At 53.7% G+C, this 23,581-nt stretch carries 23 protein-coding genes and 1 riboswitch; of the genes, 21 read left to right on the top strand and 2 right to left on the bottom strand.

The window, feature by feature from the left end; all coding sequences use genetic code 11:
• Positions 1-34 precede the first annotated feature (34 nt).
• Positions 35-168, top strand: a riboswitch (ZMP/ZTP riboswitch).
• 47 nt (positions 169-215) lie between these two features.
• From glyA to tolA, 19 genes are all read left to right on the top strand, one after another.
• Positions 216-1,460, top strand: coding sequence for a serine hydroxymethyltransferase (glyA, locus tag HC248_RS05585; protein ID WP_168921643.1), 1,245 nt, complete (start codon positions 216-218; stop codon positions 1,458-1,460).
• A gap of 58 nt (positions 1,461-1,518) precedes the next feature.
• Positions 1,519-1,968: a transcriptional regulator NrdR gene (gene nrdR, locus HC248_RS05580; RefSeq protein WP_168921642.1), complete on the top strand. Its 450-nt coding sequence runs from the start codon at positions 1,519-1,521 to the stop codon at positions 1,966-1,968.
• Between the two features lie 100 nt (positions 1,969-2,068).
• A complete protein-coding gene (locus HC248_RS05575; protein WP_168921641.1) occupies positions 2,069-2,797 on the top strand; it encodes a GspH/FimT family pseudopilin in 729 nt (242 codons plus the stop codon).
• Positions 2,794-3,420 carry a type IV pilus modification protein PilV gene (pilV, locus tag HC248_RS05570; protein WP_168921640.1) on the top strand — a complete coding sequence of 209 codons (627 nt, stop codon included), beginning with the start codon at positions 2,794-2,796 and terminating at the stop codon, positions 3,418-3,420. Before HC248_RS05575 ends, pilV begins: the two co-directional genes overlap by 4 nt.
• Positions 3,417-4,442, top strand: a complete 1,026-nt coding sequence (locus HC248_RS05565; protein ID WP_168923689.1) for a PilW family protein — start codon at positions 3,417-3,419, stop codon at positions 4,440-4,442. The genes pilV and HC248_RS05565 overlap by 4 nt, the downstream gene beginning before the upstream one ends.
• A gap of 13 nt (positions 4,443-4,455) precedes the next feature.
• Positions 4,456-5,151, top strand: a complete 696-nt coding sequence (locus tag HC248_RS05560; RefSeq protein WP_168921639.1) for a pilus assembly PilX family protein — start codon at positions 4,456-4,458, stop codon at positions 5,149-5,151.
• A gap of 31 nt (positions 5,152-5,182) precedes the next feature.
• Positions 5,183-9,439, top strand: coding sequence for a pilus assembly protein (locus HC248_RS17800; RefSeq protein ID WP_168921638.1), 4,257 nt, complete (start codon positions 5,183-5,185; stop codon positions 9,437-9,439).
• Positions 9,363-10,223 (top strand): PilC/PilY family type IV pilus protein, encoded by an 861-nt coding sequence (locus tag HC248_RS17795; RefSeq protein WP_168923688.1) that lies wholly within the window; start codon positions 9,363-9,365, stop codon positions 10,221-10,223. Before HC248_RS17800 ends, HC248_RS17795 begins: the two co-directional genes overlap by 77 nt.
• A gap of 9 nt (positions 10,224-10,232) precedes the next feature.
• Positions 10,233-10,712: a type IV pilin protein gene (locus HC248_RS05545; RefSeq protein WP_168923687.1), complete on the top strand. Its 480-nt coding sequence runs from the start codon at positions 10,233-10,235 to the stop codon at positions 10,710-10,712.
• A 328-nt stretch (positions 10,713-11,040) separates the two neighbouring features.
• Positions 11,041-12,165 (top strand): bifunctional diaminohydroxyphosphoribosylaminopyrimidine deaminase/5-amino-6-(5-phosphoribosylamino)uracil reductase RibD, encoded by a 1,125-nt coding sequence (ribD, locus tag HC248_RS05540; protein WP_202882424.1) that lies wholly within the window; start codon positions 11,041-11,043, stop codon positions 12,163-12,165.
• 103 nt (positions 12,166-12,268) lie between these two features.
• On the top strand, positions 12,269-12,922 hold the full coding sequence (locus HC248_RS05535) for a riboflavin synthase (RefSeq protein WP_168921637.1): 654 nt from the start codon (positions 12,269-12,271) through the stop codon (positions 12,920-12,922).
• Positions 12,919-14,043, top strand: coding sequence for a bifunctional 3,4-dihydroxy-2-butanone-4-phosphate synthase/GTP cyclohydrolase II (ribBA, locus tag HC248_RS05530; protein WP_168921636.1), 1,125 nt, complete (start codon positions 12,919-12,921; stop codon positions 14,041-14,043). The genes HC248_RS05535 and ribBA overlap by 4 nt, the downstream gene beginning before the upstream one ends.
• An 11-nt stretch (positions 14,044-14,054) precedes the next feature.
• The gene (gene ribH, locus HC248_RS05525; protein ID WP_168921635.1) at positions 14,055-14,519 is read left to right on the top strand and encodes a 6,7-dimethyl-8-ribityllumazine synthase; all 465 of its coding nucleotides are present in this window, start codon (positions 14,055-14,057) and stop codon (positions 14,517-14,519) included.
• A 65-nt stretch (positions 14,520-14,584) separates the two neighbouring features.
• A complete protein-coding gene (gene nusB / locus HC248_RS05520; protein WP_168921634.1) occupies positions 14,585-15,109 on the top strand; it encodes a transcription antitermination factor NusB in 525 nt (174 codons plus the stop codon).
• Positions 15,110-15,151: 42 nt separating this feature from the next.
• Positions 15,152-16,372 carry a pyridoxal phosphate-dependent aminotransferase gene (locus HC248_RS05515; protein ID WP_168921633.1) on the top strand — a complete coding sequence of 407 codons (1,221 nt, stop codon included), beginning with the start codon at positions 15,152-15,154 and terminating at the stop codon, positions 16,370-16,372.
• Positions 16,365-16,835 (top strand): YbgC/FadM family acyl-CoA thioesterase, encoded by a 471-nt coding sequence (locus tag HC248_RS05510; protein WP_168921632.1) that lies wholly within the window; start codon positions 16,365-16,367, stop codon positions 16,833-16,835. The genes HC248_RS05515 and HC248_RS05510 overlap by 8 nt, the downstream gene beginning before the upstream one ends.
• Before the next feature lie 14 nt (positions 16,836-16,849).
• Positions 16,850-17,542 carry a protein TolQ gene (gene tolQ, locus HC248_RS05505; protein WP_168921631.1) on the top strand — a complete coding sequence of 231 codons (693 nt, stop codon included), beginning with the start codon at positions 16,850-16,852 and terminating at the stop codon, positions 17,540-17,542.
• A gap of 13 nt (positions 17,543-17,555) precedes the next feature.
• Positions 17,556-17,996 (top strand): biopolymer transporter ExbD, encoded by a 441-nt coding sequence (locus HC248_RS05500; RefSeq protein WP_168921630.1) that lies wholly within the window; start codon positions 17,556-17,558, stop codon positions 17,994-17,996.
• A 12-nt stretch (positions 17,997-18,008) separates the two neighbouring features.
• A complete protein-coding gene (gene tolA, locus HC248_RS05495; protein WP_168921629.1) occupies positions 18,009-19,040 on the top strand; it encodes a cell envelope integrity protein TolA in 1,032 nt (343 codons plus the stop codon).
• A 60-nt stretch (positions 19,041-19,100) separates the two neighbouring features.
• Here tolA and HC248_RS05490 read toward each other — a convergent pair whose 3' ends face one another.
• Positions 19,101-19,268: a hypothetical protein gene (locus HC248_RS05490; RefSeq protein WP_168921628.1), complete on the bottom strand. Its 168-nt coding sequence runs from the start codon at positions 19,266-19,268 to the stop codon at positions 19,101-19,103.
• A gap of 73 nt (positions 19,269-19,341) precedes the next feature.
• On the opposite strand from HC248_RS05490, the gene HC248_RS05485 reads away from it, so the two are divergent.
• Positions 19,342-19,596, top strand: a complete 255-nt coding sequence (locus HC248_RS05485; protein WP_168921627.1) for a FitA-like ribbon-helix-helix domain-containing protein — start codon at positions 19,342-19,344, stop codon at positions 19,594-19,596.
• Positions 19,593-20,012: a type II toxin-antitoxin system VapC family toxin gene (locus HC248_RS05480; RefSeq protein WP_168921626.1), complete on the top strand. Its 420-nt coding sequence runs from the start codon at positions 19,593-19,595 to the stop codon at positions 20,010-20,012. The genes HC248_RS05485 and HC248_RS05480 overlap by 4 nt, the downstream gene beginning before the upstream one ends.
• Before the next feature lie 22 nt (positions 20,013-20,034).
• Here HC248_RS05480 and dnaE read toward each other — a convergent pair whose 3' ends face one another.
• Complete coding sequence (gene dnaE, locus HC248_RS05475) at positions 20,035-23,565, bottom strand: DNA polymerase III subunit alpha (RefSeq protein ID WP_168921625.1); 3,531 nt, start codon at positions 23,563-23,565, stop codon at positions 20,035-20,037.
• Between the last annotated feature and the right edge of the window lie 16 nt (positions 23,566-23,581).

Genomic DNA, 23,581 nt, shown 5'->3' with positions numbered 1-23,581 from the left:
GGCAAGGCGACAGCCTTCTCCTCTGCGCTACACTTAATAGGTGCGCAACTGGCGATAGGCTTGGCAGCAAAAGCTGTTAAGTTAAGGTGGGACACCACTGGGAAGCGCACCGCTTTAATGGCTGTTTTGGCACATTAAAGTGATCAGCCGTTCGCCTGGGCAGCCCTTCTAGCATTGATTAATGCACAGGGACCACGTCTTTCCAAAGGACTGCCATGTATCACCGCGACATTCTCATTGAACAAACCGATCCTGAAATCTTTGCCGCCATACAGGCCGAAAACAAACGCCAAGAGCAGCATATTGAGCTGATTGCTAGCGAAAACTATGCCTCACCAGCAGTGATGGCCGCACAAGGCTCACAGCTAACCAACAAATACGCAGAAGGCTATCCCGGCCGCCGCTACTACGGTGGCTGCGAGCATGTTGACATTGCCGAACAACTCGCTATCGACCGCATCAAAACACTGTTTGGCGCCGAAGCCGCCAACGTACAACCGCATTGCGGTGCATCGGCTAACGAAGCAGTTTTTCTGGCTTTTCTAAAACCAGGTGACACCATATTAGGTATGAGTTTGGCTGAAGGCGGTCACTTGACTCACGGTATGTCGCTCAATATCAGCGGCAAGTGGTTTAACGCCGTCAGCTACGGTCTGAACGACAAAGAAGAAATTGACTACGACGCCATGGAGCGCAAAGCCCATGAGACCAAGCCCAAGCTCATTATTGCTGGTGCGTCCGCTTACAGCTTAAAGATTGACTTTGAACGTTTTGCCAAAGTCGCCAAAGACGTTGGCGCTATTTTCATGGTCGATATTGCGCATTACTCAGGCCTTGTCGTGGCGGGTGTTTATCCCAACCCAGTTCCGTTTGCAGACGTCGTGACCTCAACCACTCACAAAAGCCTGCGCGGCCCACGCGGCGGCATCATTTTGATGAAGGCCGAACATGAAAAAGCCATTAACAGCGCCATCTTCCCTGGTCTGCAAGGTGGCCCATTAATGCATGTGATCGCAGCCAAAGCGATTGCCTTTAAAGAAGCGATGGCGCCTGAGTTCAAGGTCTACCAAAAGCAAGTGCTGCGTAACGCCGACATCATTGCCAACACCTTGATTGAGCGCGGTCTGCGCATAGTCAGCGGCCGTACTGAGAGCCATGTCATGCTGGTTGATTTACGCGCCAAAGGCATCACTGGCAAAGAAGCTGAAGCCGTACTGGGCAGTGCTCACATGACTATCAATAAGAACGCCATTCCTAACGATCCAGAAAAGCCAATGGTCACCAGCGGTGTGCGCATAGGCACACCCGCTATGACGACTCGCGGGTTCAAAGACGAAGAAGCGCGCCAAACCGCCATGCTGATTGCCGACGTGCTCGACAACCCGCGTGACGAGGCTAATTTGGCAGCAGTGCGTGCAAAAGTGCATGCGCTGACCACTCGCTTTCCGGTTTACAGCTAAGAAAACAGGGCATACGCTTGCTTTTTCTCATGCTGCAACAAGCCTAGGACTAGCGGTTATGAAATGCCCGTTTTGCGGACATCTTGAGACCCAGGTAGTCGAGACCCGGGTCTCAGAAGATGCTGACTTCATACGCCGACGCCGCCAGTGCGGCAGCTGTGAAAAACGCTTTACTACCTACGAGCGCGCTGACGTCACTTTTCCCACAATAGTCAAAAAAGATGGCCGGCGCATAGAGTACAAGCGCGGCAAGATTTTGGACTCGATGAAGTTGGCTCTGCGAAAACGCCCGGTCAGCGTCGAACAAATTGACGCCGCCGTCGAACACATAGAGGAAAAGCTACTCAGCCTAGGCCTGCGGGAAGTTGCATCCCCGCACTTAGGTGAGCTGGTTATGCACGAGCTCAAAAGGCTAGACAAAGTCGCCTACATCCGTTTTGCCAGCGTCTACCGAAGCTTTGAAGACATAGATGATTTTCGAGTCATGGTGGATGAGGTCAATCGTTAAAAGTCGAAATGTAGAGAGCGTACGCTGCGGAGGATGAACGGCAGAATAAAGCTGATAAGTGGGCTGGCATCAAGTCGATAGGCCTACCTAAAATTGCGCCATGCATTATTCGACCGCTGCAGTCGAGCCACGCAGTAATCAGGCTCTGCCAGAGCGAATTGCCATCGCTGCAACAGCAGCAAGCACCTTAGGTACAGATGTACCTAGCCCACACAAGCCATTTAGTCCCGCTCACCAAGCGCTGTCAGGCCTAAGCCTCACTGAATTGCTAGTAACTATTAGCCTTACCGCAATCCTCGCCGCGCTGACAGCACCGGCTCTGGGCGAGTTTTTCAGGCGTAGCAATATGCAGTCACTAAGCCACGACTTCATAGGCGCTATGCACAAGGCGCGTGCCGAAGCAGTTAACCGTAATAGTTGCGCCAGCGTCTGTAAGTCCAGCAGCACAAGCACAGCCGCACCTCAGTGCAACGCTTCAGGCGCAGACGGTTATGGGCCAGATGATTGGCAGATGGGTTGGATAGTTTTTCTCAATCCAAATTGCACTACAGTGAGCAACTCCGATCCGGCCAGCCCCGGCTACATCATCTCGGTCAGACAAGCGAGCGATAAGCGCTACACATTGCGCAGCGTCAACAACAAAACCAGTTTTAGCTTTGGCCCGCAAGGCGGTATGAGCTTAGGTGAAACCGGTCAACTGCGGCTTACCGACACCGAACGCAGCCAAGACCCTATGTCGAGCATCATTTACGTAGACGTCATGGGGCGCACCAGAATTGAGACTAACGCCAGCAATAACGTCAGTCATAACGTCAATACAAAGCTATGAAGCCCGACCGCGCTAATGCACCGCAATCTTGCTCTGGAAGCTCATTAATAGAAGTTCTTGTCAGCCTAGTCATCATGAGTATTGCAACCTTGGGCATGGCAGCGCTGCAAGCGCAATCTATAGGTCAGCAGGTAAGCGCCACCTCGCGCGCCAAACTGGCATTTCTAACAGCGGATTTTTCTGACCGCATGCGCAGCAATTTGTCACAAGTACCCAAAAAAGAACAAAGCGCTAACGCATCAGCATTTCATCTGGTGAGCAGCTGGGCCAATCAGGCCTTAGTGCCAGTCGCAGTGCCTAAGTTTTGCAACGCTTCGGACTTAGGTGCGCAGCAAAGGTCAGTTTGCGATGTAGCCAGTTGGCGCGTCAAACTGCGTGAAGAAATACCCGGCGGATCAGCGCAAATTTCTGGCAACTCTCAAGACGGTATCAAGCTAACTCTGATGTGGTTTGACAAACAGCACCGCACCCGATCAGACCTTAAGCGCGAAACCGAACAACTACGCGACAGCGACAGCTGCGACAAACTCGGCCTATCTAACGCCAGTCTTCAAAACTGCTGCCCCGGTACTGCCCAAGTGCCTAAGGGCGTGCGCTGCCACACCACACTGCTGCTGCCATGACGGAGCAAGTCCGCCCTTTCGCAAAAAAAGAGCGCGGCTTTTCCCTCATCGAATTAATGATTGCACTGGTCATCAACTTAGCGCTTGTGATTGCGGCAGCCAACCTCTATTTAGACAGTTCAAACACCAGACGCGCCTTGGCTGAACAACAAAGCGTGGACGAAAGCGGTCAATTCGCGTTAGACATGATTGGACGCGTTCTGGTTAACGCTGGCTTTTATCCCGCCATTCGGGCATTGGATACTGGGCGCGAACGGCTACAAGTAGACGTCTATACAAATGTGGTGGCGGGTGCACCCGTAGCCTTTGACAGCGGTGTATTCGGCTGCTCCGCCATGCGCTTTCAGGGCGAAGGTTGCGTCGCACACCCGTCGAGCAGCATCACCGCTGACACGCTGGTGGTTAACTACTTTACCAACGACGCCATGGGGTCAAAAATCGGCCAACGCATGGATTGCGCCGGCGGCAATGTAGGTCTGAGTGCAGAAAACATCGACAGATTGGACAACAACGCCAGCGCTGCGACCTACTCAAGCAACAATTTGGGTCGCACGGCCAAGACGCCATTATGGGTATCGGCCCGATTTACCCTTAACCCAGTCACTTTTAACCAAGATGGCCAAAGCATCAAGACTGCAAGCCTGGCCTGCAGCGGTAACCGCGCCAGCGCTTACATGCCGGCAATCAACGGCATAGAAGATTTGCAGTTCCGTTACGGCGTTTTCGCAGACCCAGAAACCCGGCAAGCAACTGCTTTCTACAGCGCCAGTCAGATGGACGTGCTGGCCAATTTAGAAATAGACGCGCAAACGAGAAATGCCTGGTCGCGCGTGTCATCCGTAGAAGTGTGCCTGCTAGCGCGCGGATTAAGCCCAACAAAACTGACCTCCAGCCCTAACGCTGTATCGACTTATATCGACTGCAAAGGCATGCGCGTCACAACTAAGGACAACTTTATACGCCGCGTTTACCGCAAGATTTTTGCGTTGCGCAACAACCTCACGCAAACGCTTATTCACTAAAGCAAAGCAGTCCATGCAGGCGTTCAAACCCACTACCGCAGGCCAAAAATCAGCTAAGTCATGGGCTAGGCTGACGGGCCAGCACGGCGCGGCATTAGTTGTCGTATTGCTTTTTATGTTGGCTATGACGGTCATGGCGCTTTGGAGCGCAAACAGCGTCAGTCTGAGTGAGCGCTTAGCCAGACAGCAGCTCGATGCACAAGTCGCACATGAGGCAGCAGAAGCGGCGCTCAGGGACGGAGAATTTGACCTTTTACTCACCAATGGTGCGATCCGCCCCGGTGCCTATTGCGCCAGAGGCGATGCACGGCCGATCAGCGAAAGTATTGCTCAGTTCAACGCCAATTGTTCGCAAGGCCAATGTGCCATAAATCCTGCGCGCTACGAAAGCAGTGACTACAAATTAGCCAGCGCAAGCAACACAGAACTCTCAGAACCTTGGTGGCCAGCCTCGAAGGGTGGCCAATGGAACGACAACCTGGGCAGCAAACCTGCGCGCTTAGCCGAGAACTGCAACTTCAGCGGTGGCGTGCCCTTTGGCACCTACACGGGTAGACCAAAAATTATCGGCGTATCTCGTCAGAGTGAGTATTTGATCGAGTACTTTCGGCTTGGCCAAAACAACTATTTCCGTATCAATGCACGCGGCTTTGGCCGCAGTCCGAACACTGAAATCGTGCTGCAAAGCTACTTTCAACCCTTTGAATAATTTTAGGTTTTTAACTTTTCAACACTGCCACATGAAACCATTTGCTCTGAAAAAAATGTTGTCTTGCTGGTGGCTAATAAGAATTTCTCTACCAGTTTGCATTGGCATGGTTTGCAGCGATCTTATGGGTGCCCAGCCGCTATCTGCCCTACCGCCCAACATCACCACAAACAGTCTTAAACCCATGTTGATGTTGGTCGTATCCAAAGACCACACACTGTTTTCACCGGCCTATAGCGACTTCGAGGATTTAGATGGCGATGGTGTTTTAGACACCACGTTCAAACCAAGCTTTAGCTATTACGGTTATTTTGATTCCAGCAAATGCTACAGGTATAACAATGACCTTTTTGAGCCAGACAGCATGGCACAGACTAACCGTACAGCAACGGACAAAGGCGTGCGCTATAGTTGCCCTGCCAGCGCCAGTTTGTGGAGTGGAAACTTCTTGAACTGGGCCAGTATGACGCGGCTAGATGTCCTGCGCAAGATTCTGTATGGCGGCAAGCGCAGCACCGACAGCCTAAAACAAACCCTACTGGAGACTGCTAGCTTGAGCCAGGACTCACACGCCTTCGTTAAGTTTTACGCTGGGGCAGATATCCGCGACTACACCCCGTTCTCGACCCGTGATCTGACCAAAAAAACCGGCGACAACGTGAATAACTACGCCGGGTTAACGCTTTGCAACCGCTCAGCGCTTGACAGCGAATCGGGCACACCGCAATTACGCCTAGCCAAAGGCAATTACAAAATGTGGGCCACGATCAACGACCGCAGCTGCATCTGGGCTGACGAGCAACTTGACCCTAAGGCGGCCAATGCTGCCAAGCTTGGCAATAAGCTGGCACGTTATTACAGCAACATCCAAGCCTGGTATGGAGGCGCCAGCTTGAGACATGAATCCGCCCTCCCCACCCTAGCAAGCGATGCCGCCGCATACGGCCACACAGGCCCAGACTTAACGCTGCGCATCAAGGTTTGCGAGCCCGCACTACTAGGCCAAGAACGCTGTCAAAAATTTGACCAAGCCAGCGCGACCAAGCAAACCACAGACAGCAACTACAAGCCCTATGGCTTACTACAAGAATTGGGCCTCCCCGCTGCCGGTCAAAGCAGTGCAAAAGCAGAAATCGGCCTGATCACCGGCAGCTATGACCGCAACCTCAGCGCCGGTGCTTTGCGCAAAAATATCGGCGATTTACAAGATGAGATTGACCTCAAAACCGGGCGTTTTTGCCATGCAGCCAACAGTATTTCAGTCGACGGCAACAACCCCAGTTTGCCGCCCGCTTGCGCCAGCGCCGGCCAAGGTGCGATTGCGGCGCTAGACCGCATAACGCTTTATGGCCGGCAAAATGGTAGTTATGGCGCGACTCACCAAACAGCGACTCAAATGCAGGCCAACGAAGGCAGCCTGCCCGCTTGGGGCAATCCGATAAGCGAAATGGTGGTGCAAGCGCTGAATTATTACGCTGGCAATAACGACAACAAGCCGCCGAAAAGTAAAGACAACAGCCGCGGCATCAGCGTCAAAAATCCGCTTAATCCGCTTAATCCGCTTAATCCGCTTAATCCGCTTAATCCGCTTAATCAAAGCGATATTAGCCGAGTGAGCCACTACGGCAAACCAGCTTGCCGACCGCTAAACATACTGGCCATCTCTAGCAGCGCGTTGAGCTTTGACCAAGAGGCTGGCCAACTCTTTTCAGCGCTACCTGGCCAACCTGAACTGGCTAGCTACACCCAGCGCGTGGGCAGCGCAGAAGGCATAAACAACAGCTGGCGAGCCGTCGGTATTGGCAACACTTTAAACGGCAAATTTGGCCAAGACTGCAGCGCTAAATACGTGACCAATCTAGCCGATGTCAGTGGCATTTGCCCAGAAGCACCAGCTCTAGGCGGCTCCTACCATATAGCTGGCGCAGCGCTTTATGGCAACACACACAAGATACAAAACCTAAGCCTGCCTGCCGATGCGCCAGCCCACGCATTAACGGTCAAAACCATGGTCATGAATTTGGGCGGCAGTACTGCACGTATAGCCGTAGCCATACCCCACAGTCAACCGCAAAAGTTTGTCTACATCACGCCAGAAGGTCGGTCAAAAAACGGCGCTTCGTCAATGCTGACTTTTTCTGCGATTAGCACGTCCGACCTACACGGCGCTTTTTTGGTCACTTGGAGCGATGCGCTGTTTGGCGGCAACCATGACATGGCTCTCACCGGCTACTTGCGTTACGACATCATCGCGCCGCCAAGCAAAGGCGCCGACTACCAAATAAAAATTACTAGCGACATCGTCAATGTAGGCGGTAACGACCAAGCCGCGCAGGGTTACAGCATCATCGGCGTAAACCACGCCAACGCACCGTCCGGCAGCCAGCAAAGACAAGACTCGGCAGACAAGGTCTACCTCACACACGGCCATGTCGGGGTCGTGCCAGCGAATGCAAAAACGCCTACTGTTGTTAGCATGGCAGGCACACTGTGCGCCAGCCAAGACTATCGCGAAACAACAGGCAGCCTTAACGGGCATGCCATTGCCGCTGGACCTTATAAAGCCCAAGACTGGCCAGACCACGTCGCCACACGCGCACTGGCAAAAGATTTAGGCCTACTCATTAGTCCCTGCATGAGTAGCTTAGGCGCGCGCACCATCCACGATGTAGACCTACCCGTTGTCGGCACCTTCAACATGCGTGGCGCAGCAGATGTATTGCTTAAAGACCCACTTTGGTACGCCGCAAAATATGGTGGCTTCGACACAACCAAAGCCAGCAGTTTTAACCTCAGCAGCAGCGAGTCTTTGCCCGAAAATTCATGGCGTAGCCAGCGTACAGACGTCCAGTCTTGTGGCGATGCACCGCTGGCAGCTTGCGGCGACGACATGCCTGAGGGCTACTTCCCAACCCGCCAGCCAGAGCGGCTAGAGCGCCAGCTCAAAGACAGATTTGAAAAAATTGTCACATCAGCAAATGCAGGACTAACAGTCTCATCCAGTCAGTTAGTGGTCGGTAGTTATAAATACATCAGCCAATTCGACCCAACGCTTAAAACCGGTTCAGTACTGGCTTACCGACTCGAAGCAGATGGAAATTTTCAAACCACAGCGACTTGGAACGCCGGCGAGACACTCAAGCGATGGCCATGGACAGAACGACAAATCATTAGCAACCAAGCGACTGCACAAGGTAAAAATCAAGGCATAAGTTTGAAATGGAATGCACTTAACACCGCATACAAAGTCGCGTTAAGCAGCCCAGACCTGACTGGCAAATTGAGTCGCGATAAAGCCGAACATCGCGCCCAAGCTTTGCTGGACTATATTCGCGGCGACACCCAAAACGAAGACCCACGCGGCGAGCGCTTCCAGGCGCGCAGCCAAAGCAATTTAATGGGCACTGTCGTGAACGCCGTACCTTGGCTTCAAAGCAGGCCAAGCGCACGGTTTTTTGATGCACTGCTACCCGCTGGCCTGCCTTCTTACGCGGCGTTTTCTGCGACCTATGCGCAACGGGAAAAACTACTCTGGGTAGGCGCTAATGACGGCATGCTGCATGCCTTTAAAGCCAATACGGGTACACCCGTCATATCTTTTTTGCCGGGTATGTTGGCAGCATTGCTGCCCGATTTAGCAAAGCCCACGGCAGCCATTAGCGCGGGCATGGACGGCAATCCATTTAGCGGTGATGTGATCACCAGCCAAACCAGTAACGGCCAACCGAGTTGGGCCAGCTATCTTTTTGCCAGTCTGGGGCGCGGCGCAAAAGGGGTTTTTGCATTGGCCGTAACTGACCCAAGCCAGCTGGTCGAATCCAATGCCGCAGCGATTTTTAAGTGGCAATTCACGCCAACTGATGACAGCGATATGGGCCATGTTTTAAGCGAACCCGGCGTTAACCATTTCAGCGGCCAAGCCTCACCCATAGTTCAGCTGAACAACGGCAAGTGGGCGGTGCTCATTCCCAATGGCGTGAACTCTGCCAACGGTAACGCAGCACTTTTTGTTCTTGGCGTTGACGGCCCAGACAGTAGCGGTGTTTGGCGCATCAATAACGACTACTACAAACTTTTACCGTTAGGCCAAGACAGCGGCAACGGCATGATGGGTGTGAGCTGGATAGACATAGACAACAACGGCACGGCAGACTACGCCTTCGCCACCGACCTAAAGGGCAATGTCTGGAAATTCGATTTAAGCAGCAGCGATCCACGAAATTGGGGTTCCGCCTTTAAAAAAAAACGGCCTAAGTCTTCCTTTTTATACGGCCAAAACCGCCAATGACCAGACTTTAGCCATCACAAGCGCACCGGCTTTTGGCTTTCCAAAGCGCGGCGGTGTGATGGTAGTGTTTGGCACAGGTAAGTCTCTAAGCGCCAACGATTTTCCAGCCGACGGAATCACCCAGCGCATGTATGGTGTTTACGACCGCAGCATCATCACAAGCAGTGAAACCGCAACCAACCCCGCTCACGCTAACCCGCCTCGCGGTACAACCACGCTACTAGAACGCAAACTCATCAGCACAAGCAATGGTGCACTGACAGTCAGCGCAACCAGTGCCAACGCATTAGATTTGAGCCATCAGGATGGTTGGTACTTCGATTTTCCCAGTCGCTCGGAAATGCTGCTGAGCAGCCCTGATGAGCGCAGCGAAAATATACTGTTCACCAGTGTCAGACCAGCGTCCGATCAAAGCCAATGCAACCACGCCCCAGTTGGCCGGTTTTATATGCTGGACCCCAACACCGGTTTGCCAAGCAGTACCAGCTTGGGCAGTTTGCGGCAGGTCAACGGACAACCGAGCAAGCTCATTGCCATACCCAGCACGGATCAAAAAGTCAAACTAGCCTCAGATCGATCTGGTCGTGTTGCTGCAGCCAAGCCTGCACAAACCCAGAAATTTTGCGAAGAGCACCCAGAGCAGTGTCTGACTCAGTCCTGCGCGGCCAATACCTTCGCCTACCGAGTCATAGGTCAAAGCGCTGACCACACGCTTTGCATGCGCAGCTTTAACGCCAGAATTGGTTGGCGTGAAGTTCCCGGCATGAACACTTTCAGGCGTTGAGAAAAAGCCATGAAAACGCCGACTAAAACATTGACTAAAGCCAACCGCTTCACAAGTAATAAGGGCTTCACACTGATTGAAGTGATGCTAGTCATGCTGATACTGGCCCTATTACTCACAACCGCATGGCCCGCCTATAGCGCCCATATAGCGAGGGGGCGGCGCTCGGACGCCAAAGTCCAACTCGCTAGCGCTCAGCAATGGATGGAGCGCTTTTACAGCGAAAACTACAGCTATGCAAAAGACACAGCAGGCAATAAGGTGGGTGAGGCGTTTGCAGCTCAGTCTTTTAGCCAGTCACCCCGAGTCGGCGAAGGAAAGGCAATATATAAGCTCAGCGTTTCCAGCACAGACAACAGCTTTATTCTGAATGCCACGCCTACCGATGGCGGACCCATGACTGGCGATGAATGCGGCAGCTTAAGCCTAGATCACACGGGGCAGCGCGGTATTTCGGGCACTGGCGAGCGCCTCAAATGCTGGAAGTAAACCCAAGGCTTAACCTAGCCGCCTTGGCCATTACAAGGGCTGAGCTTTCAAAATCAGACACTGCCTGGCAGCTAAACGACATACAGCGCACGCGTTTTTCACTCGCGTTTGAAGATACTTGCGCTTTAGCCAGTACGTTGGTCGTCGACACCGTAGAAGACATTTCAGAAAAACAGACGGCGACACAGTGGACTAAAGTCAAAGTAGGTATTGGCCAAATTATGAATAGCCGCCTGCCGAGAATGTCTGAGACAGTCTGTCACCAAGCCAGCTTATAAAATAACACTAAGCCGGTGAAGAACAGTACTCGGCGCCTCACACTGAATGCATGAAAAATACAAACTCCCCACTCTCGCCAGATCAAGCCATGGCTCTGGCGCTGGCTCAAGCTGCCGAGGCTAGGCTCATCTGCCCACCGAACCCCGCCGTTGGCGCGGTCTTAGTCGATGTTCAGGGCCAGGTATTAGGTTTTGGCCATACCCAAGTGCGCGGTGGTCCACATGCCGAAGTCATGGCTTTGCGTCACGCCAGCGAACAAGGCCACAGCACGCTAGGCGCTACGCTTTACGTGACGCTAGAGCCCTGCTCCCACCACGGCCGCACACCGCCCTGCTGTGATGCGGTGATCGCTGCTGGCATCAGCAAGGTCGTCGCCGCGATTGCCGACCCCAATCCACTGGTAGCCGGTCAAGGTTTTGAGCGGCTGCGCGCAGCTGGCATCAGCGTCGAAGTCGGCTTAGGCGCAGCACAGTCGCGCGAGCTCAATATCGGTTTTTTCAGCCGCATGATTCGCCGCCGGCCTTGGTTAAGGCTAAAAGTAGCCTCTTCACTAGACGGCAAAACAGCACTTAAAAACGGCCAAAGCCAATGGATAACAGGCCCAGAAGCACGCGCCGACGGTCACGTTTGGCGCGCCCGCAGCTGCGCCGTGCTGACCGGCATTGGCACGGTGCTAGAAGACAATCCCAGGCTGGATGTACGCGGCATTGCCACGCCGCGCCAGCCCCGGCTGGTGGTGGTCGACAGCCGGCTGCAAACGCCGCCCAACGCAGCGCTTTTCGCGGCCGATAGACCGGTCTTGATTTATGCCGCCGTGCGCGACGCGCATAAGCAAGCTGCGCTGCAAGCGAGCGGCGCTAGCGTGATTTATCTGCCTGACGCCAACGGCAAGGTCGACTTAGAAGCCATGCTCACCGATTTAGCCACGCGAGAAGTCAACGAAATACACCTAGAAGCCGGCCACAAACTCAACGGCTCTTTCATACGCGCAGCGCTGGTCGACGAGTTGCTGCACTACATTGCGCCCAAACTCATAGGCCATGGCCAAGACTTGGCGTTATTGGGGCCGCTCACTGAGATAGACCAAGCCTGGGCCTTGGAATTCCTGTCCGCCGACAGGGTTGGCCCAGATCTGCGTGTAATAGCAAGACCTAGCGGGCGAGATCAGTTCTGAAATTTTTCAAAATTACCGCTTAAAACCGTCACTCTTTAGTGCGAAAAAAATCAGCCAAGGTTTTTTTGCAAGAGTTCCCCTTAATCCCTGCGAAAATACAACTATGTTTACCGGAATCATCACCGGCTTGGGGCGCATCGTCGCCATCCAAAGCCTGGGCAGCTCATCAACTTATGGCAAGCGCTTGACCATTGCCACGCCCGAGTCTTACCTCGACGATGTGGGTTTGGGCGACAGCATTGCCATCAATGGCGCTTGTATGACGGTAGTCAGCTTTGACCAAGCCAAAGGGCAATTCGATATCGACATCTCGGCCGAGTCCTTGGACAAAACCAGCGGCCTGACAGAGACCGGCGTGATCAACTTAGAAAAAGCCATGCGCGCCAACGACCGCCTAGGTGGCCACATGGTCTCCGGCCATGTAGACGGCATAGGCCATGTCAGCTACTTTGCTGAAATCGGCGAGAGCTGGGAATTACGCATTCTTGCCCCCAGCGAGTTAGCCAAATACCTCGCCTACAAAGGCTCAATTACCGTCAACGGCGTGAGCCTGACCGTGAATCAAGTCACTGATTTAAGCGCCGAGCAAAGCCCATTTGGCGCAGGCTGCGAGATCAGCATCAACTTGATTCCGCATACCGTACAAAATACCTCTTTGCAGCAGCTAGCCCACGGCAGCCGCGTTAACCTCGAAATCGACCTGATAGCGCGCTATGTAGAGCGTATGCTGCAGGACACCTTAAAGTCCAATAAATGACCTCAGCAATTGCAATTTCCCCCGTCGCCGAGATAGTCGCCGAAATGGGCGCCGGCCGCATGGTCATATTAATTGACGAAGAAGACCGCGAAAACGAAGGCGACTTAGTGCTTGCCGCCGACCACGTTAGCGCCGAAGCGATTAACTTTATGGCCCGTTTTGGCCGCGGCCTGATTTGCCTGACACTGACAAAAGAGCGCTGCGAGCAATTGCAATTGCCACCCATGGCGCTGCGCAACGACGCGCTGCACTCCACCGCATTTACCGTCTCCATAGAAGCAGCCCAAGGCGTGACCACCGGCATTTCAGCCGCTGACCGGGCGCGCACTGTGCAAGTAGCCGTGGACAAGAATTCAAAAGTTCAAGACTTGGTTCAGCCCGGCCACATCTTTCCGCTGCAAGCTGTCGACGGTGGCGTGCTAATGCGCGCTGGCCATACTGAAGCTGGCTGCGATCTCGCGCGCATGGCGGGCTGCTCGCCAGCGGCGGTGATCTGCGAGATTATGAAAGACGACGGCACCATGGCCAGACTGCCCGATTTGCTGCTGTTTGCGGCCGAGCATGGTCTAAAAATTGGCACAATTGCCGACTTAATTGAGCATCGCAGCCGCACCGAATCTTTGATCAAAAAAGTCTCTAGCCGTCAACTGAAAACCGCTTACGGTCTATTCACTGCGCACGCTTTTCGGGACATGCACGGCGAAGGCCTACATTTAGCGCTGGTCAAAGGGGAATGGGAAGACGGCGACACAGTCCCAGTGCGGGTGCATGAACCCTTGTCCATCATGGACACGCTTGAAATTGGTCGCCAAACCCATGCCTGGAGCTTGGAGCAAAGCCTAGGCTATATCGCCAAGCAAGGTAAAGGCGTGGCCGTGCTGCTCAACTGCGGCGAGAGTGCAGAGCAACTGCTCGCCCAGTTTGAAGGCGCAGCCCCCAACCACCCGCCGCAAGAGCGCAACCGCATGGATTTACGCCCTTACGGCATAGGCGGACAAATTCTGCGCGAATGCGGCGTGACCAAAATGAACCTCATGGGCACGCCAAGACGTATGCCCAGCATGCAAGGCTACGGCCTTGAACTGGTCGGCTACCTCAGCCGTGACCAAGCCAACTCTTAAAAGGACAGCAGATGTTAGAAGCAGATAAGGGCCAGGGCGAACTACTCAACGGCAAAAAACTCTCGATTGGCATAGTCCAAGCGCGCTTTAACAATGGCGTGACCACCGCATTGGCAGACGCTTGCCTAGAAGAGTTAGCCGTGCTGGGTGTGAAAACCAAAAACATCACCCATGTACAAGTTCCTGGCGCTTTAGAAGTGGCCTGCGCGTTGCAAGCCATGGCCGAGAGCGAAAAATTCGATGCCCTGATTGCGCTTGGCTGCATCATTCGCGGTCAAACCTACCACTTCGAAATGGTGGCGAACGAGAGCGGCGGCGCCATCACCCGGTTAGGACTGGACTACCAGATACCTATCGCGAATGCGATACTGACTGTTGAAAACATGTCTCAAGCTTTTGATCGCCAGACTGAAAAAGGCCAAGACGCCGCACGCGTCGCCGTCGAAATGGCCAACCTGATAGAAGCGCTAGGCTAAGCGCTAGGCCAAGCCCAAAGCTGGCCTTTTTGAAGAACAATAATTTTTACTAACCGACTGGCGCTATGGCTGACCCAATTACAAAACCAACAACACCTCTTAAGCGCGCGCCACAATCACGCACCGGCCTGACCGACACGGGTGTGAAAAAAGCCGCTGACAAGTCAGCCCGTACACGCTCGCGTGAGTTCGCTATGCAGGCCTTATACCAGCACCTAGTGGGCCGCAACACGGCTGAATCGATTGATGCATTCACACGTGATTTAGCCGGTTTTAATAAGGCCGATTCAGCCCATTACGACGCCTTGCTACACGGCTGCATAGAGCAAGCGCTGGCATTAGACAGCATCATCTTGCCGCTGCTAGACCGACCGATGAACGAAATTTCGCCAGTCGAGCACTCGGTGCTGTGGATAGGCGCATATGAGTTCAAGCATTGCCTAGACGTGCCTTACCGCGTGGTTATCAACGAATGCATTGAACTGGCCAAAGCCTTCGGCGGCACCGACGGACACAAATACGTCAACGGCGTGCTGCACAAAATGGCGCCCATGCTGCGGGAAGCCGAAGTCAGCAGCCAAGCGCGTTAAATCTAAAAAACCGAAAAAAACAATCTCACCAAAGCACCACCAGTGAAAATCGCCCAACGGGCCCAGCGCCTTCAACCCTTTTATGTCATGGAGGTTTCCAAGGCGGCTGCCGTTATGGCGCGTGATCTAGCGGCCGGCAGCGACCCCTTGATTTTGTTAAACATTGGCGAGCCCGACTTCACCGCGCCACCACTGGTGCAGCAAGCAGCAGCCAAGGCGATTGCCGACGGCGACACCCAGTACACCCAAGCTACCGGCATGCCAGAGTTGCGTGAAAAAATCAGTGCTTGGTATGCCACGCGCTTTGGTGTGGATGTAGCACCCAGACGCATCATCATCACCGCTGGCGCATCGGCAGCCCTGCATTTAGCTTGCTTGGCACTGATAGAGGCCGGCGATGAAATCCTCATGCCCGATCCCAGCTACCCCTGCAACCAGCAGTTCGTTAGTGCCGCAGAAGGCCGGGCCGTGCTGCTGCCAACAACGGCGGATGAACGTTTTCAACTCACCCGCGCCAAAGTCCAAGCCGCTTGGGGAAAGAACACCCGCGGCGTGCTGCTCGCGTCGCCGTCCAACCCTACCGGCACATCTATCGCACCCGAAGAACTGCAAAGCATTCACGAATTTGTGCAAAGCAAGGGCGGCATTACCTTAATTGACGAGATCTATTTAGGCCTGAGCTACGAGGAACGCTTCGGTCAAACCGCACTGGCCATGCCGGGCGAGTTAGGCCAAAGCCTGATCAGCATCAATTCATTTAGCAAATACTTCAACATGACCGGTTGGCGCTTGGGCTGGATGGTGGTGCCCGACGCGTTAGTCAGCGTAGTCGAGCAAATGGCCCAGCACTTATTCATCTGCCCAAGCACGATTGCCCAGCGCGCAGCGCTAGCGTGTTTTGAGCCCGATAGTCTGGCGGAATACGAATCCCGGCGCAGCCAATTTAAAGCTAGGCGCGACTACTTCATCCCAGAGCTCAATCGACTCGGCTTAACCGTTCCGGTCATGCCAGACGGCGCTTTCTACGCCTACGCCGACTGCCGCCAAGTCGCTGATAAATGGGGCATAGCCAAAGCCAAAGCAGATGGCACGGGCGGCAGCTGGGATTTTGCTTTTGAACTCATGAAACGCGCCCATTTAGTGGTCACACCCGGCCGTGATTTTGGCAATGCAGCACCCGCGCAATACGTCAGGTTTTCAACTGCCAGCTCCATGACGCAGCTGCAAATGGCGATTGCTAGGCTGGAGGCCGTGATTGGATAAGTCATTAGATAAGACCGAAGAATCACAGCAACCAGCGGTTTTCAGTTGGCCGGTACGAATCTATTGGGAAGACACCGATGCCGGCGGCATAGTTTTTTATGCCAATTACCTAAAGTTTTTTGAACGATCACGCACCGAGTGGCTCAGACATTTGGGTATTGAGCAACATAGCTTGAAGGAGCGAAGCGGCGGCATGTTTGTCGTCAGTCAAACTCAAATCAGTTATCTGCGTCCTGCCCGTCTCGATGAGCAACTTCTTGTTACTGCGAGTCTGGCAGAAAGCGGCAAGGCATCATTGATAATAAAACAGCAAGCATTTTTAACATCTGCAGACGATGACCCGCAAAACCGCCCCCTGATTTGTGAAGGCAGCATACGCATAGGCTGGGTCGATGTGGCCAACATGTCGCCTAAGCGGATACCGCCAGATGTTCTGGCTAGCCTCGCAAAAACTACAACTTAAATACAAGCACATCCATGACCCAAGACCTCTCCATTGTCAGCCTCATACTCCACGCGAGTTGGGTGGTTCAGTTCGTTGTTGTGTTGCTGGTCGGCGTATCGATAGCCAGCTGGGCAGCCATCATTCGCAAAATAGGCACGCTGAAGAAAGTACAAAAACTCAATGAAGAGTTTGACCGTGAATTCTGGTCTGGCACCAGCCTTAACGATTTGTTTGCCGGTGCCGCACAAAACGCCAAACATTCGGGTGCTATGGAAAGAATTTTTGCCAGTGGCATGCGCGAATACCAAAAACTGCGCGAACGCCAAATCACCGATCCCGGCGCTCTGATGGACGGTGCACGCCGCGCCATGCGGGCGAGTTACCAGCGTGAACTCGACAGCATAGAAACCAATTTATCTTTTCTGGCTACCGTCGGCTCTGTCTCACCCTATGTCGGTTTGTTCGGCACAGTGTGGGGCATCATGCACGCCTTCACCGGCTTAGCCGCATTGGAACAAGTCACCTTAGCAACCGTCGCACCCGGCATTGCAGAGGCCTTGGTAGCCACCGCAATAGGCCTGTTCGCGGCGATACCGGCAGTCGTTGCCTACAACCGCTTTACCCACGACATTGACCGCATCGCCAATCGGTTAGAGACCTTTATCGAAGAGTTCTCAAATATCTTGCAGCGCAACTTAGGCGCACACTCACCCTCCGGTCATTAAGGGGTTCGCAGCAATGTCAGAACTCAGAGCCCGCGGCCGCGGTAGGCGCACGATTAGCGAAATCAATATGGTGCCTTTCATTGACGTGATGCTGGTGCTGTTGATTATTTTTATGGTCACCGCACCATTGATCACGCCCAGCATGATTTCGCTGCCCAAGGTCGGTAAAGCGCCTAGCCAGCCCCTCAATCCGGTACAAATTCTTATCGCAAAAGATGAGTCGCTACAACTCAAACTCAAAACCGACAGCAGGGCCAGCAGCATGGCCAACGTCGCCGCTGATGTAGTAGCTCTCGCGCCCGGCGTGAAACCTGCAACAGCCGATGCGCAAGCCGTGCCCGTCGTCATCAGCGCCGATAAATCTATTCGCTACGAAACCGTGATTCAGGTCATGGACAAGCTGCAAAAAGCCGGTATCCCACGCATAGGTCTGTCGGTTCAAACCGGTAATTAAGTCAAAACCTGCATGCCCAGCCGTACCGACCGCATTGAATTTAGTCCACCCCAAGAGCCGGGAAACCTGCGCGCATTCGGTCTAGCGCTGCTCATTCACGCACTGCTGATTGCAGCCCTGACTTGGGGGGTAAACTGGAAGAGTGCCGATAAATCAGTGACTTACGATGCAGAGATTTGGTCCGACATTGCGCAGCAAGTGGCGCCCAGAGAAATACTCGCACCCACACCGCCCGCCCCAAAGCTGCCGCCCGTGCCGGAAGTAGCTACACCTGCGCCAGCCCCTCCGCCGCCACCACCACCACCGGCTCCAATAGTGAAAGTTGCACCGCCAGAGCCCGTCGTGGATATTGCGCTTGAGCAAGAGAAAAAACGCAAAGAACTGGCAAAACAAAAAGAGCTTGAGGCTCAAAAACTAGCCGCACTGAAAGCCAAACAAGCAGAAGTAAAAGCAGAAGAACAAGCGCGCAAAGACGCCAAGCTAGAAGCCGAAAAACTAGCCCAAGCGAAGAAGGAAAAAGCCTTGCAACTCAAACAAGAGCAGGCAAAAAAAGAAGCTGAGAAAAAAGAAGCTGAGAAAAAATTAGCAGAAAAGAAAGCCGCTGAACAAAAAGTCGCCCAACAACAAGCTGAAAAAGAAAAAGAAAAACAAGCCCAAGCCGTACGAGAAAAACAGCGTCAAGACAACTTGGACCGCATGAAAACGCAAGCCGGTGTTGCAGGTGCGAATGGCAGCGCGGCAGACACTGGCACAGCGCTGAAATCAGCCGGGCCATCGGCCAGCTACGGCGGCAAAGTCAGGGCAAGAATCAGACCGAATATTGTTTTCAGCGACCAACTCACCGACAACCCCATGAGTTCAGTGGAAGTCAGAAGCCTGCCCGACGGCAACATCATCAGCCAGCGCTTGGTTAAATCCAGCGGTAATGCGGCTTGGGATGATGCTGTGGTGCGAGCGATTATTCGCATGGGCTCCATGCCGCTAGACACCAACGGCCGAGCACCTGGTGTGGTGATTTTGGATCTCAGTCCGAAAGACAAATAAAACTAAATTCGAACTTTTACTTTTTTTCAACTATTTCTAAGTTGATCACCAAGCTAAAAATTAGAGCAAGCCGCCGCCTAGTCTTTTCACCGCCGTTCTGAGCGCATTATTCTTACGCTTGCCTTCTTGCCTTCTTGCCTTCTTGCCTTCTTGCCTTCTTGCCTTCTTGCCTTCTTGCCTTCTTGCATTCTTGCATTCTTGCATTCTTGCATTCTTGCATTCTTGCATTCTTGCATTCTTGCATTCTTGCATTCAAAATACTAGTATGCATGCATTGAATGCAATTTCAAAAGGTGACATCATGGCAATTTTGACCATTCGTAATCTACCAGATGAGGTGCACCGCGCTTTGCGGATACAGGCCGCACTCAATGGGCTCAGTACCGAAGCTGAAGTGCGTAGGATTATTGCCCTTGCCGTCAAGCCAGAAGCGCGGCTTTGCTTGGGCGACGCGCTCGCAGCTTTGAGCCGCGAAATTGGGCTCACCAATGCCGATTTCGACGTTTTCGACAGCGTGCGCGACACAGCACCGGCCGAGCCACTGGGGTTTGAATGATAGTTCTTGACACCAACGTAGTGTCTGAAGCGATGAAGCCTGAGCCGCATCCCGCTGTAAGGGCTTGGCTCAATGCCCAAGCCGCTCCAACGCTCTACCTCTCCAGCGTGACGCTGGCCGAGTTATTGTTTGGCATAGCGGCGCTGCCAAGCGGTAAGCGCAAAGACATGTTGGCAAAAGCACTAGACGCACTTTTGGGGCTGTTCCGGGACAGAATCCTAGCCTTCGACACCGATGCAGCCAGGCGCTATGCCGAATTGGCCGTCACAGCAAGAACCGTTGGCAGAGGTTTTCCAACGCCTGACGGCTACATCGCAGCAATAGCCGCCTCAAGAGGGTTCATGATTGCGTCGCGTGACACAGCGCCGTATCTAGCAGCCCGCCTGACGGTGATTAATCCGTGGGACGCAGTTTAAAAACGGCTGGGCTTGCGGCACATTACTCATAAACAATCTCAGCCTGCCCCTGCCCGGCTTGCGCCATCCAGCTAGCCAGCGCCGCATCCGTCGGTAAAAATTTTGACTTATCACCCAGCATCAGTTCGGCACAAACCGATCCTGAACCGGCGGCAAAATCAACTGACCTGGTCAAGCTCAGTCGCACGGGTAAACCACGCACGACATCCCCTAAATCAGATGCTTCTAAGCGCGGCGGAAAGTCGCGTGCCATTCGGGCAAAGTCCGGGGCTTTGCTAGCGACGGTAACGCGCAGGTATTTACCGAACTTGCAACGCGCCGTCTCCAAGTCCCAGACCTGAGTGACTTTGAGCCTAAAGCCACCAGAAAATCTATCTGGCTGCAACACGCACTGCACAATCACCAACTCATCATCTTTGAGCAAATGGCGGTTGGCGTTGAGAACAGCCTCGTCGGCAGTGGCTTCAATCATCGCCGTCTTGTCATCGAGTTTGAACAGCGCCAACTTGCCGCGCTGGCCGTTAATCACCCGCAAATCAGTCACTATTGCGGCGATTAATTGCTGGTCTCGTGAATCGATTAAGTCTTCAATTTTGCGTTTCGCAAACTGGCGCACTTCGCGCTCGACTTCATCAAACAAATGGCCGGAAAGATAAAAACCAATCGCGGTTTTCTCCAGCACTAAGCGGGCTTTTACACCCAACGGTATGGCTTCGACCAAAGGCGGCTCTTGTGTGCTGGCCGCATGCGAATCCATATCGAACAAGCCGCCTTGGTTGGCGTTGGCTTCTAGTGCGGCTGCGAACTCAAACGCCCGGTCTATGGACGCGCTGAGGGCTGCACGGTTTAGATGCAGATTGTCAAAAGCACCGGCTTTAATCAAAGCCTCAACCGTGCGTTTATTTAACCGTGCGCGGTCAACCCGCACGCAAAAATCATAGAGCGAAGTAAACACCCCACCACTTTCACGCGCCGCCACAATCGCGGCAATCGCTTGCTGGCCAGTGCCCTTGATTGCGCCCAGACCGTAACGAATGCTGCTAGAAGTAATCGGCTCAAAGCGGTATTGACCGCGGTTCACATCCGGCGACTCAAAGCTAATGCCCATTTTTTGCGCATCGCCAAACAAGATCTTGAGCTTGTCAGTGTCCCCCATCTCGACCGTCATGTTGGCGCAGAAAAACTCTGCGGTGTAATGCACTTTCAGCCATGCCGTGTGATAAGCCAGCAGCGCATAAGCGGCCGAGTGCGACTTGTTAAAGCCGTAGCCCGCGAACTTTTCCATCAAGTCGAAAACCTCATCGGCTTTTTCTAGCGTCAAGCCGTTAATGCCTGCGCCTTTGCGGAAAATCTCGCGCTGGCTGGCCATTTCCTTCTCGTCTTTTTTACCCATGGCGCGGCGTAGCATGTCGGCGCCGCCCAACGAATAACCGCCCAAAATCTGCGCCGTTTGCATCACCTGCTCTTGGTAGACCATGATGCCGTAGGTTTCTTCCAGCATGGGTTTAACCCGCGGGTCTGGATACTCAGGCACCTCGCGGCCTTGCTTACGGGCGATGTAAGTCGGTATCAAATCCATTGGCCCGGGACGGTAGAGCGCATTCATCGCGATCAAGTCTTCTAAGCGGTCCGGCTTGGCGTCTTTGAGCATGCGCTGCATGCCGCTACTTTCAAACTGAAACACGGCTTCGGTCTGGCCACGCGCAAACAGCGCATAAACCCGCGCATCATTAATCGGCAGATTCTCAAAATTAAAGTCGCTTTGCGAGGGGTGGCGCGCAATGATGAAGTCTTTGGCCATCTCCAAAATAGTCAGCGTCGCCAAACCTAAAAAGTCAAACTTCACCAGACCAATGGCTTCTACGTCGTTTTTATCAAACTGACTCACCGCTGAGCTGCTGCCGGGCTGCAAATACAGCGGGCAAAAATCAGTCAGCTTGCCCGGCGCAATCAGCACGCCGCCGGCATGCATGCCGACGTTGCGGGTCAGGCCTTCTAGTTTTCGCGCCAACTCCAAGAGCGTGTGCACGTCTTCTTCTTTGCGTTCGCGCTCAGCCAGAATCGGCTCAGCTTCAAGTGCATAAACCAGCTTATCGCCTTTTTTACGCTCGGCGGGCACCAGTTGCAGGGTGACGGCTTGGCCGGGCTTGTTGGGAATGAGCTTAGAAATTCCATCGCAAAAACCGTAGGGAAAGTCCAGCACCCGACCAACATCGCGAATCGCTGCGCGTGCGGCCATGGTGCCAAAAGTCACGATCTGGCTGACTGCTTGGTGACCGTATTTATCCTTGACATAATCAATCACGCGGTCGCGATTGGTCTGGCAAAAATCAATATCAAAGTCGGGCATTGACACCCGCTCGGGATTGAGGAATCGCTCGAACAACAGGTTGTACTGCAATGGATCTAGGTCAGTAATCTTGAGCGAATACGCCACCAAAGAGCCAGCCCCCGAGCCGCGTCCCGGCCCGACCGGGCAACCATTTTTCTTGGCCCAGTTAATAAAGTCACCAACGATTAAAAAGTAACCCGGAAAGCCCATGTTCAAAATCGTTTTGATTTCAAACTCAAGACGCGCCGCATACTCGGGCCGCTTGTTATCGCGCAAAACCGCGTCGGGATAGAGGTGTAGCAGCCGCTGCTCTAGGCCTTCAAATGAGGCATAGCGAAAATACTCGTCCGCCGTCATGTGCGCACCGTTGACTTCCGGCGTCGGGTAGTCGGGCAACATGGGTTTGCCCAGATCGAGCGTTAAGTTACAGCGCTTGGCAATTTCTAAGGTGTTGGCGATGGCCGAGGGAATGTCGGCAAACAACTGCTCCATTTGGCTGGACGACTTGAAGTACTGCTCGCGTGTGAATTTACGAATCCGGCGTATGTTGCCCAGAATTTCGCCCTCGGCAATGCAGACTCGGGCTTCATGCGCCTCATAGTCGTCATAGCTCAAAAACTGAACCGGATGCGTCGCCACTACCGGCAAATGTAGGCGTGCCGCCAATTGAACAGCGGCAGGTACGTGACGCGCATCATCGGCCTGTTCGGCGCGTTGCAGTTCTATGTAAAAGCGGTGCGGAAAAATGCCAGCGAGCAGCAGCGCGCAGTCCATGGCGCGGCCATCGTCGCCCTGCACCAAGGCCTGACCGACGGCGCCGCGCTGAGCGCCAGACAAACAAATCAAGCCTTCGCTTAGCTCTTCTAACCAGGCAAGACTAACAATCGCCTGCTCACGCACCACACCCAGCGTCCAAGCGCGGGTAATTAGCTCAGACAGATTAAGGTAGCCGCGGTGGTTTTGCACCAGTAGCAGCAAGCGGGCGGGTGGACTGGCAGCATCTTTGCCCGGCACTTGCACCCAGAGATCAGCACCTATCAAGGGCTTAACGCCGGACTTATGGCCTTGCTTGTAAAACTTTATGGTGGCAAAAAGATTGCTTAAATCGGTAATCGCTAGTGCGGGCTGGCCATCGGCTGCGGCGGCGGGAACTATCTCGTCAATGCGATTCGTGCCATCGACGACTGAGAACTCGGTGTGGATACGTAAATGAACAAACATAGCCGTATTTTAGGTC

It is taken from the genome of Polaromonas vacuolata (genome assembly GCF_012584515.1).
Classification (GTDB): domain Bacteria; phylum Pseudomonadota; class Gammaproteobacteria; order Burkholderiales; family Burkholderiaceae_C; genus Polaromonas; species Polaromonas vacuolata.
Note: the sequence above shows the minus strand (reverse complement) of the source record. Positions and strands in the feature narration are given on the sequence as shown.